The 11,606-nt window shown below is 50.3% G+C and carries 6 protein-coding genes and 1 pseudogene; all 7 read left to right on the top strand.

The window, feature by feature from the left end:
• Positions 1–368 precede the first annotated feature (368 nt).
• The 7 genes and pseudogenes from BN1360_RS22595 (at position 369) to BN1360_RS22565 (ending at position 11,386) form a co-directional block, all read left to right on the top strand.
• Complete coding sequence (locus BN1360_RS22595; RefSeq protein WP_068782103.1) at positions 369–1,553, top strand: exonuclease SbcCD subunit D; 1,185 nt, start codon at positions 369–371, stop codon at positions 1,551–1,553.
• Positions 1,550–4,638 (top strand): annotated as a pseudogene (locus BN1360_RS22590) (AAA family ATPase). Before BN1360_RS22595 ends, BN1360_RS22590 begins: the two are co-directional and overlap by 4 nt.
• Before the next feature lie 56 nt (positions 4,639–4,694).
• Entirely contained in the window at positions 4,695–5,339 is a 645-nt protein-coding gene (locus BN1360_RS22585) for a response regulator transcription factor (protein WP_068782100.1), read from the top strand.
• A gap of 19 nt (positions 5,340–5,358) precedes the next feature.
• Positions 5,359–6,456, top strand: a complete 1,098-nt coding sequence (locus BN1360_RS22580) for a sensor histidine kinase (RefSeq protein ID WP_195714295.1) — start codon at positions 5,359–5,361, stop codon at positions 6,454–6,456.
• Positions 6,457–8,121: 1,665 nt separating this feature from the next.
• The gene (locus tag BN1360_RS22575) at positions 8,122–9,057 is read left to right on the top strand and encodes an ABC transporter ATP-binding protein (protein ID WP_068782098.1); all 936 of its coding nucleotides are present in this window, start codon (positions 8,122–8,124) and stop codon (positions 9,055–9,057) included.
• A 41-nt stretch (positions 9,058–9,098) separates the two neighbouring features.
• Positions 9,099–10,235 carry an ABC transporter permease gene (locus BN1360_RS22570; protein WP_068782097.1) on the top strand — a complete coding sequence of 379 codons (1,137 nt, stop codon included), beginning with the start codon at positions 9,099–9,101 and terminating at the stop codon, positions 10,233–10,235.
• A gap of 2 nt (positions 10,236–10,237) precedes the next feature.
• Positions 10,238–11,386 (top strand): ABC transporter permease, encoded by a 1,149-nt coding sequence (locus BN1360_RS22565; protein ID WP_068782096.1) that lies wholly within the window; start codon positions 10,238–10,240, stop codon positions 11,384–11,386.
• The last annotated feature ends 220 nt before the right edge of the window (positions 11,387–11,606 follow it).

Raw genomic sequence — 11,606 nt, 5'->3', positions numbered from 1 at the left:
GTGCTTAAAAAACAAACTCTAACGAAACCTGGTATCGCTATTAGGGTCAGTAGGGTCTTGAACAAACTCTAGCGAAACAGGGTATCGTCATTTGGGTCAATAGTTGCTTAAACAAACTCTAGCGAAACAGGATATCGCTATTAGGGTCAATAGAAGCTTCTAAAAACTCTAACGAAACCTGGTATCGCTATTGACTCGAAAAGTGGGAAGAAAGCAAGGATTTCGTCTAGATAACGATACGTAGTTTCGTTAAATGTGAAATGGTCTTGTTTTTGTGGAAATAGCGTGTTCCAGTTTCGTTAGTTCTGCTAATTTCGTTAATATTGTTAGTTTCATAGAGTAATAGAGTTGGAAGGGGAGATGGATAAGTGCGTATTTTGCATACGGGGGATTGGCACTTGGGACGTACGCTTGAGGGCAGAAGCCGTTTGCCGGAGCAGGAGCAGTTTCTGGACGAGCTGGTGGCGATCTCGGAGGCGGAGCAGGTCGATGTCATACTGATGGCGGGGGATGTCTATGATAGTGTTAACCCGCCGGCAGCGGCGGAATCCCTGTTCTATGATGCGGCTGCCCGGCTTGCTGAGAATGGAAGGCAGCTCGTTGTGATCGCCGGCAACCATGACCAACCGGAGCGGGTCGCCTCTGTCTCGCCTTTAGTATCTCGGCGCGGCATCCATTTGGTAGGTTTGCCGGCCGTCGAAGCGGTCAAAATACAGGTGCCGCGCACGGGGGAGATCGCTGCAATCGCCGCCCTGCCATATCCCTCAGAGTCGCGTCTGTCCGAGCTGTTGGCCGGTGAGAGCGATGAGGCAGAGCTGCGCCTCGCATATAGCGCGAAGGTTGGCAAATTAATGAGGCAGCTTGCCGGGGCTTATCGTCCGGATACCGTCAATTTGGCGATGAGCCATATTTATGTTCTGGGTGGTCTGGAGAGTGATTCCGAGAGACCGATTCAGGTCGGAGGCGCTTATACGGTGGACCCTTCTGCCCTTGATGTTGGAGCGCAGTATACGGCGCTTGGACATCTGCATCGCCCACAGGCGGTCAAAGCGGGCAGTTTGATGCGCTACAGTGGCTCGCCGCTGGCATACAGCTTCTCGGAAGCGGGGCAAGCCAAATCGGTAATGCTGCTGGATATTGCTCCGGGCGAGGAGCCGATAATACAAGAATTGTATTTGACGAGCGGGCGACCTCTCGTGCGATGGGCCTGCCGCGGCGGACTGGACGAAGTACGGCGCTGGCTGGAAGAAGGCAGGGATGCCAATGCGTTCATCGATCTTGAGATCAACTTGACGGAAGCGATGTCGCTGGGTGATATCCAGGCGCTTCGCAAAGCGCGTGAAGGGATCATACATATCCGTCCGGTATATCCGGGTCGCGACACGGAAGAGCAGACCTTCTCGCGCGCGGGGATGCCGGTGGATGAGCTGTTCCGCCGCTTCTACCAGCGGCAGAGCGGCGGGGCTGAGCCGGAGGCGGAGCTGGTCGATCTGTTCCTGTCGCTCATCGCCGAGGATGAGCAACAGGATAGCGAGGAGGTGGAGCAAGCATGAAGCCGATTGCCCTAAAATTGGCGGGGCTGCAGAGCTACCGCGAGATGCAGGAGATTGATTTTACCGAACTGTGCGATACGGGCTTGTTCGGGATTTTTGGCCCGACCGGCAGTGGCAAATCAACGCTTCTGGATGCCATTACATTGGCGATGTACGGCAAGGTTGGACGAGCTTCGGGCGGGACGCAAGGAATTATGAATCAGGCTAAGGACAGCCTGTTTGTCTCGTTCACTTTCGAGCTGGTATCCGCACAAGGAGTAGAGCGGTACCGGGTAGAGCGGCGCTTCAAACGGCAAAACGAGCTGTCGATCAGCAATACGCTTAGCCGCTTTGTGGAGATCAGTGATGTTGGAGACCGGGTAATCGCCGATAAATTGGCGGATGTTACCCGGGTTGTAGAAGAGAAAATCGGTTTAAAAATGGATGATTTTACACGCGCGGTTGTACTCCCCCAAGGGAAATTCGCCGAGTTTCTGTCTTTGAAAGGGGCTGACCGCCGCCAGATGCTGCAGCGTCTGTTCCATCTGGAGCAGTATGGAGACCTGCTTGTACAGAAGCTCAGCCGCAAGGTCAAGGAGACCGACCAGACCTTAAAGGAGCTGGAGGCGGAGCAGCAGGGCCTGGGCNGGAGCCGGCGCTGCTGCTGCGGCTGAGCGAGCTGGAGCAGGCCAAGCGCCTGCAAGCGGAGTGCGATGTGCTGCTTGCCGTGCTGAAGCAGCTGCAGGCATCACGCGAAGCAGCGGCTCGTAAGCGGGAACAGTTGGCGACGGAGCAGGCGAAGGAGGAGCAGCTTCTGGCCAAAGCGCAGCAGCGCCAGCGCGAGTTAGAGCAACAGCGCGCGGGCTACGAAGTGGCGCCTGATGAGCGGGAGCGCATACAGGCTGCATATCACAGTGCGCAGGAAATCGCCAGATTGCAGCAGCAGCAAGCTGCCGCAGCTCAGGAAGAAGCAGCGTACCGTGTCAGAGCAGAGCAAGCCGCCCTTCGCCTGCAGGAACTGGTGCAGGCAAAGCAGTTGATTGAGATCGGGTGTCACGATCTGGCGAAAGAGGCTTCAGAGCAGATCGATCATTTACAGCAGCTTAGCGTGGAAGCAGCCTCTTGTCGGCAGTTTTTGACTCAATTTGAGGCGAAGCTGAAGGCATCGCTGAAAGAACGTGAGCTGCATATTTGGTCCCTGCGTTTGGCGGAGCAGCTGCAAGAAGGAGCACCGTGCCCTGTATGCGGCTCGGAGCATCATCCCGGTATGGTTCTAACAGAGGAAGCGTTCGCAGATGAAGCAGCGGAATTGACGCAGATTGGCGAGCTGCTGGGACGAGTACAGGAACTGCAATATGAGCTGTCACGTGATTTGGACACGGGGAATAGCCTGATTGAACAGCTCGGAGTAGACAGCAGTGGAGCGAAGAACCAGGCTGCGGAAGAGCTGGAAATAATCGAAGCGACAGGTACGGCTCGTCAGGAGACCGCTGCCTCTATGCCATCCGCACGGAGTGAAGAGGGAGAGCCCGGGCAAAAGCTGGAGCAATCCGATGCTTTGGCATCACTTGACGTGCTTCAGCAGTCGATCGTTGAAATAGGGGCAAAGCAAGGGCAATTGCGCAGCCTTCTACAGCAGCTGCAGCGAGATGTCCGGAAGGCAAAGGCTGAACTGACAGCACTGCTGCCGCAGCATAGTTCCGCGCAATCGGAGTCGGCTGCCGCTATCGGATTGCTGGAGCAATCGAGTTCAAGGAGCGCAGCGCTCCTTGAGGAATTAACTACAACGCTGGAGGCATGGCAGCAAGCTTATCCACAATTGTCGCTCGATTCCGTAGGACAACTGCAGGAGCAAATCCAGGCGAAAGACCGCCAGCTCGCAGATGTCAGAGAGAGGCTTGCTGTTAGCGTTCCTTATATTGAAGAGAGAACAGCTCGCATTGCCGGTTTAGTGCAGGAGAGCGTGGAGCTTGACAAACAGCTGCTGCAGGCAGAGACGCAGGAGCAAGGGAAAAAGGCTTTGCTGCAAGAGAAGCAGGAGCGGCTGAATACCTGGATTGGCTCAGAGCAAGTAGACCAACTGCTGCTTGAAGTGGAGACTTCCCTGGAGTCCCTGCGCCAAACCGCTGAGCATACACGCAAGCTGCAATTGGAGACTTCTGCGCATAGCAATGAAGCAGGGACGCTTGCTGCTTCAGCGAATCAGGCCGCGGTATCTGCCCGGGAGCAGGAGCAATATTGGGCGGCACGCGGCTCGGAGCAATTGGCTGCATCGCCATTTGCCACAGAGCAGGAAGCGGCGGAAGCGTTAATGAGCGCGGAACAGTCGGAAGCGAGCGCGCAGCGGATTAAGTTACACAGAGATGAGCAGCTTGAACACGAGATCCGCCTGAAGGAACTGGACGTCAGGATGAATGGACGGATGGTTGATCAGGCAGAATGGGAGACCTATCAGCTTGCGTTGTCCCTGGCCAAGCAGCAGGATGAGGCGGCTTTGCAAGGTCAGGCGCGTTCGGAGCGCGATCTGGAGGATTTGGCTTCGCGGCATGTGCGCTGGAAGGAGCTTGAGGGGAGACGAGTGGAGCTTGAGCATCAGGCTGGATTAATGGCCAAACTGCAAACAACGCTTCGCGGCAACACCTTCGTTGAATATGTGGCTGAAGAACAGTTGATGAATGTTAGCCATGCAGCCTCCCAGCGTCTCCGCTCGCTAACGAAGCAGCGTTATTCTCTGGAGACAGATTCGGGCGGAGGTTTTGTCATTTGCGACGATGCAAATGGTGGGGTGAAGCGGCCGGTAGGGACGCTGTCCGGTGGTGAGACCTTCCTGACCTCGTTGGCGTTAGCGTTGGCGTTGTCTGCACAAATTCAGCTTCGCGGCAAATATCCGCTGCAATTCTTTTTCCTGGATGAAGGATTTGGCACACTCGACCCTGAATTACTGGATACGGTAATCACTTCGCTGGAGCATCTCCATCATGATCACCTATCGGTCGGAATCATTACACATGTGGCCGAGCTGCGGGCGCGATTGGTGCGCAAGCTTGTGGTTATACCGGCGGAGAGCGGCGGTGAAGGTTCTAAGGTTGTCGTGGAGAGAATGTAGTCACAGAATATGACGGAGCAAGTGAAGGAGAAGGGCAGCTTGGAAGGGGTCGGTGTATGAAAATAAAAGTATTAATCGCGGATGATAATTCATTTATTAGAGAGGGCATGCGCATAATCCTCAATTCTTTCGAGGAATTCGAAGTATTAGCCACGGTAGAGGACGGCCGCGAGGCGTTGGAATTCTGCCAGGCCAACGAAGTGGATGTGGCGCTGCTTGATGTGCGTATGCCGAATATGAATGGCGTCGAGGCGACGCGTCTGCTTACGGAGACGACAAAGACGAAGCCGCTTATTCTGACTACCTTTGACGACGATGAGTATATTACGGATGCTATTCGTTTTGGCGCTAAGGGCTATTTATTGAAAAACAACGATCCCGAGCGGATTCGTGATGCGATTAAGAGCATCCATCATGGTCACAACGTTTTGCAAAATGTCATTCTTGACAAACTGAAGCTGAATCTTGGCGATCATACGCCCGTCGTGGTTGAACCGCCGATTGATGTCAGTCTTTTCACCGAGCGTGAACTAGAGGTCATGTCCAGCATCGCCAGAGGATTGTCCAATAAAGAGATTTCCAAAGAGCTGTTCATTTCGGAAGGAACGGTCGCCAATTATATTACTTCGCTATTGAATAAAACCGGGCTTGAGCACCGCACCCAAATCGCTATCTATTATTTAACGGGAAGGATACGTTAGAGAGATGGAGCTATGGAATATGGGTAATAAGCTGGTTGTCTTATTATTCGTTGTTTCTGGGGCGTATTTTATGAATGATCAGCCTTCGAGATGGCTGGTATTCTATTTTCTGGTCTATATTGCGATCGATCTATCAGCTCAGATTATTCGCAACCGTTATGCTACACAGGCTGTGATCGGGATTGGAATGGCTTATACACTAGTTTGCGCGTTTTATATTAATCCTTATTTTTTGCTGCTATACCCATTTAGCGTCTTTGAATTGGCGTCGTATGATGATCAGCGGCAGAAATGGTATTATCTTTTGCTGTTCGTACCGCTATGGCTTATCAGCGGCTCTCTGCTTATGCTGTATGGTCTTTTAGCTGTACTGAGTATGATGAACTACCTGCTGATCAGTGAAGCGCGTAACAAGGCCAGGAAGCAGGAGGAACAGCTCGATCAGATGCGGCATTCGCAAGACCAGCTTCGAAGAAAGCTGCATGAGAATGAAGAGTTCATTCGCGTATCGGAGTATACCTATAAGCTGGAGGAGCGCAACCGTTTGTCCCAAGAAATCCATGACGGAGTGGGCCACTCGATGACAGGGGCGCTTATTCAAATGGAGGCGGCCAAACGTATTTTGCAGACTGACCCTGAGTCCGCTGAGACTTTGCTGCAGAATGCTATCGGCATCTCCAAAGAGGCGATCGAACAGATCCGACATACGCTGAAAAACATGAAACCAGCGCTACAGCAACTGGGAATCCAGCGGCTGAAGACGTTAGTAGAGGCGTTCGGCAGTCATTCCAGCCTGGCAACTTCGGTTGTACATGGGGGCCAACTTGAGCTGATTACACCTCTTCACTGGAAGATCATTCAGGAGAATGTGACAGAAGCATTGACGAATACAGCCAAATATGCCGGTGCAACAACGGTTCATGTTGAAGTTCGCGTATTGGGAAAGATGATCAAAGTTGTTGTGAACGACAATGGGCGCGGTAAAGAGAAAATTGTGAAGGGCCTCGGATTGATTGGCATGGAAGAACGGACGGCCTCGGTAGGCGGTACAATCATTGCCGATGGAACCAAGGGCTTCAGCGTCACAACGCTTATTCCGCTTACCGGGGAGAACTAGGGCTAATTTTCTCATATAGCGGTTTTCGCCAGTAGTGAAGTGATAGGCACTAACCAACGGGAACCAATGGCAAAGTGGCAGAGTGCTAGTGCTACCTCTCCAACTCTAACGAAACTGGATATCGTTATATGGATCGAAAAGGGCGGATCAAAATTGTAACGAAACAGGGTATCGTTATTTAGGCGAATTTCCGGCAAAAAGAGTGAATTTCTCTCGAATAACGATATGGTGTTTCGTTAGATTTATTTCGTCGCTTTTTATGGGGAAATAGCGATCTGTAGTTTCGTTAGAGTGTGCACATGAAAATATTCACCCCATCCCCGGGAGGTTCACTGAAAATATGAATCCAAAGAGTCAGACTTTCATTTTGCATACCGGGGAGAACTAGGGCTAATTTTCTCATATAGCGGTTTTCGCCAGTAGTGAAGTGATAGGCACTAACCAACGGGAACCAATGGCAAAGTGCTAGTGCTACCTCTCCAACTCTAACGAAACTGGATATCGTTATATGGACCGAAAAGGGCGGATCAAAATTGTAACGAAACAGGGTATCGTTATTTAGGCGAATTTCCGGCAAAAAGAGTGAATTTCTCTCGAATAACGATATGGTGTTTCGTTAGATTTAGTTTGTGGCTTTTTATGGGGAAATAGCGATCTGTAGTTTCGTTAGAGTGTGCACATGAAAATATTCACCCCATCCCCGGGAGGCTCACTGAAAATATGAATCCAAAGAGTCAGACTTTCATTTTGCATACCGGGGAGAACTAGGGCGAATTTTCTCATATAGCGGTTTTTGCCAGCAGCGAAGGGATAGGCACAAACCAACGCGAACCAATAGTAAAGTGGCAGAGTGCTAGTGCTACCTCTCCAACTCTAACGAAACTGGATATCGTTATATGGACCGAAAAGGGCAGATCAAAATTGTAACGAAACAGGGTATCGTTATTTAGGCGAATTTCCGGCAAAAAGGGTGAATTTCTCTCGAATAACGATATGGTGTTTCGTTAGATTTAGTTTGTGGCTCTTTATGGGGAAATAACGATCTGTAGTTTCGTTAGAGTGTGTGCATGAAAATATTCACCCCATCCCCGGTTACCTGAAAACATAAGTTCAAAAGTCTGACTTTCAGCACCAAAGTGTACATATCCAAATGAAGCTGGGGATTGAGGAGTGGAGCAACACGTTTACTTAGAAAACGACCTCGAAAGCATCCGCCCGCAATAGGTACGATGAGCACCGAAGATGTTCCCGCGGGAAACATTACTATGAAGCATTGGCTTGTATGGAGTACGTGGGCTATCTGACCGCCTGTTCCCGCAGAAACCGCGACTTGTAAGTTCGCCTACGACCGGCTGAATTCAAGATTCGATGCCGAGTACTGCTTGATTCCCTTCGCTTCGTGCTTGATATAGAATGATTTGTTGTCAGCGTAGCTGATGAGATTCTATATCGTAAGAAAACTGCCTTCGGATCGCTTTTGTTCCTTTATGAGGGGGATAGATCGGTTTTTTTATCCAAAGCGTACTTTTTGGACAATCTCTAAAAACATGAAATTTCTAATATGCAAAGGATGAACTTATGCACTGACATAAGGGCATCCTTTTTCTCTACAATAGGATCATTAAGCGGATGAGAAATGATGAATCGAAATGGAGAGTGTCTGGGATGAATGTACTGGAAATTCGCGAATTGACCAAGAAATTCGGTGAGTTCATAGCTGTTGATAATATGTCGCTGGCGGTTCGGGAAGGCGAGATATTCGGATTCCTCGGAGCAAACGGGGCGGGCAAGAGTACAACGATTAATCTGGTGGCTTCCCTGCTGCGTCCGAGCAGCGGAGAGATCCGGATTTTGGAGCGGGACATTATGAAGCATGGCCGCTACGCCAAGATGAATCTGGGCATCGTGCCCCAGGATCTAGCGATTTACAAGGATATGACCGCCTATGAGAATGTCAGCTTCTTTGCCGGCTTATACGGATTGCGTGGAGCAGAGCTCAAGGAGCGGACGCTTGAAGCCCTTAAGTTCGTCGGGCTGGAAGACAAGATTAAAAGCTATCCGAAGAACTTCTCCGGCGGGATGAAACGGCGTCTCAATATCGCCTGTGCGATCGCACATCGCCCCAAGCTGATCATTATGGATGAGCCGACGGTCGGAATCGACCCGCACTCCCGAAATTATATTTTAAATTCGGTACGCAAGCTGAATGAGATGGGCTGTACAATCATTTACACCAGCCATTATATGGAGGAAGTCGAAGAGATCTGCACCCGGGTTGCTATTATCGATCACGGTAAAGTCATTGCAGAGGGAACAAAGGAGCAGCTGGTAGCGACCATAACGGATGTTAAAGAGATTCGGATCGAGCTCAAGAAATGCAGCGCCAACCTCACTGATACGCTGCGCAGAATTCCAGGGGTAAGAAGTGTCGAATTGATGGAACAGACAGTACGGGTCTTCTGCGATCTGGAAGTGGATAATCTCGGTCTGATTCTGAAGGAATTGATCGATCATGATGCGGATATCCGCTCGGTGGAGGAGCAGGAACCCAATCTGGAGACGGTGTTTCTGACGCTGACCGGACGGACACTCCGGGACTAAGAAGCATGAAGGCGAGCTAACGAAAGGGGGAAGGGAAATCAATGAACATTTTACGCATTGCGTATAAAGAATTTTTGCAGGATATGCGCGACCGCTGGACGCTTATATTTATGCTGGCATTTCCAATTGTGCTGATGATGGTTTTGGGATTTGCGCTCAGCAATGCTTTTGAGGGCGGCTCAGCATCGATCGATAAAATCCACGTCCTAGTTAAGGACATGGGAGAGAATGAGGCTCTAACACGCAGCTTCGCAGCCTTCTCCGCAGAGACAGCCAAATCAGGGATTCTGTTCGAGGACCTGAAGGCGGGCATGAATGGTCAGGAGGAGGTAAGGGAGGGCCGTTATGCCGACTATGTGGAACTGACAAAGGACGGCATTGAACTATACAGCAACAGCTTCATTACATTGGAGCATCAAATTTTGCAGGGCACGCTGACTGCGTTCACAGAGAAATACAAGGTGGTCAGTACGATTGCCAAGCTGGAGCCTGACAAAATAGGTGTCGTCAGTTCCAGTTCCGCAGCGCAGGATTACATCCAGGAGACTTCGCTGGTTCCTGACCGCAAGCCTGGCGCACTGGATTATTATGCTATGGCCATGACCGCGATGGTTGCCCTGTGGGGGGCGATGTCAGCCGGTCAGCTGATTGCTGCGGAGGTCAGAGAAGGAACCGCATTTCGGCTCGTGGCAGCCCCGATTAATAAAGGAGAAATTTTCATCGGCAAAGTCCTTGGCAATCTCGTTGTGAATATGCTTTGCGTTCTGATTATTATCTTCTTTAGCAAATTGGCCTTCGGGGCCTATTGGGGCGATCATTTGCCTGCTGTCATCCTCCTGTTGTTATCTGAGGTTATAATGGCTGTCAGCCTAGGGCTGGCTGTTAGCTATACCTTTAAGGATACAGCCAGTCGCGCCATACTTCTGTTGGTAACACAGCTTGGAGCTGTCTTCGGAGGGGCCTATTTTCCGTTCGATGAAGCAGGGATTGAGATGACCAAGATTATGTCATTCATTATTCGATTATCCCCGGTTCGCTGGACGAATAATGCGCTGACAGGCATCGTCTATAGGAATGAGATTTGGGAGATGTGGCCGGTGTTTGCGCTTAATATCGGACTCGCGGCTGTAATGCTGGCGATTGCGGCGCTCATGATGCGGCGTAGGGAGGGACTATAATTATGCTAAAAGATATTAGCTGGCTCGTTATTACGTTGCTGCGTACGACTTTCCGCAAACGCAGCAATCTGATTCTGTATCTCGGTTTGCCCTTGGCTGGCATTCTGTTCTCTCTGTTAATCTATTCGGGGAACGGGCAGGGAGGCCTGCATGTCGGTGTAGTTAATGAGGATGGGGCAGAGATAGCTGCGAATACCATCTCTTTTCTACAGGGTCTCGATCAAGTTGAAGTCAAAAATGTGACGGAGGCCGAAATGCAAAAGCAGCTTGCTGCTGGCAAGCTCGATAGCGGTCTGATTCTGCAGAAGGGTTATTCAGATAGTGTATTGGCCGGAGAACCTGCACATATCACCATTCAATCGTTGAAGGGTGCTCAGGTGACGGCTTACATGAAAGCGATGCTGTATATTTATATTGATAATTTTGCAGCGGTCGGGCAAATTTCTGGCGGTGATCCAAGCCGATACCAACAACTCTATGAAGACTATCAGAGCCAGGGCTTCCATTTAACTGCAAATACGTTGAACGATAAATCAGCAACCGTTGCGATGTCCTCGCAATCGATTGGATTCTTGATCATGTTCATGATGATGTCGGCTATTAATCTATCTGAGCTGATTTTGAAAGGACGAGAGGATCGTACCTATTTCCGGATAATGTCTTCGCCGATCACTCCCAGAACCTATGTCATTTCCAATATCATCGTCAATTTTATAGTCATGCTGATCCAGATTGGATTCACCGTGATGTGCATCAGGTATGTGTTCAAGTTCGAAACGGGAATACCGCTGTATCAACTGGTAGGGCTGCTTGCCTTATTCGCTCTTATCTCAGTGGGCATCTCGTTGTCCATCGTTGCCTTCTCCAAGAGCAGCGGAATGTCCGGGGCTCTGCAGAATCTGATTGTAACACCGAGCTGCCTGCTTGCCGGATGCTTCTTCCCGATTGATATTATGCCGGCATTCTTACGGCGTATCGCTGATTTTCTCCCTCAGCACTGGGTATTGCAAACGATCAGCCAGCTGCAAGAAGGCGGCAGCTTCACGAGCATAGGGTTCAATCTGCTAGTACTGGGCGGATTCATCGTTGTCTTTTTCCTGCTCGCTTCGTATAAGTTCAAACGGATGAATGACATTAGGAACTTCGTATAATTTTTGATTACAAAATAAAACGTGACGTATATCACAGATACAGCTTCAAGTGGCTGTTATACTACAGTTAGCCGACATCTTATAGATGCACCCCGGCGGACGTATTGGTGGCAGAAATGCTCATTTTTGATTCCAATACGTCCGTAGATTCGTTTCCTTATTTGAGAGGAAACAGGGTGCTTCTTTTTTTTGCCTTTTTTCGGTATCATTAAGGTATGTG

Origin of the sequence: Paenibacillus sp. GM2, assembly GCF_900069005.2 — a bacterium.
Lineage (GTDB): Bacteria > Bacillota > Bacilli > Paenibacillales > Paenibacillaceae > Fontibacillus.
The sequence above is the reverse complement of the archived record's forward strand: the minus strand, read 5'-3'. Positions and strand labels throughout refer to the sequence as shown.

Bases quoted from the DNA above. Each gene is read 5' to 3' on its own strand.
- BN1360_RS22585 (WP_068782100.1), top strand. From the start codon at position 4,695: ATGAAAATAAAAGTATTAATCGCGGATGATAATTCATTTATTAGAGAG.
- BN1360_RS22580 (WP_195714295.1), top strand. From the start codon at position 5,359: ATGGGTAATAAGCTGGTTGTCTTATTATTCGTTGTTTCTGGGGCGTAT.
- BN1360_RS22575 (WP_068782098.1), top strand. From the start codon at position 8,122: ATGAATGTACTGGAAATTCGCGAATTGACCAAGAAATTCGGTGAGTTC.
- BN1360_RS22570 (WP_068782097.1), top strand. From the start codon at position 9,099: ATGAACATTTTACGCATTGCGTATAAAGAATTTTTGCAGGATATGCGC.
- BN1360_RS22565 (WP_068782096.1), top strand. From the start codon at position 10,238: ATGCTAAAAGATATTAGCTGGCTCGTTATTACGTTGCTGCGTACGACT.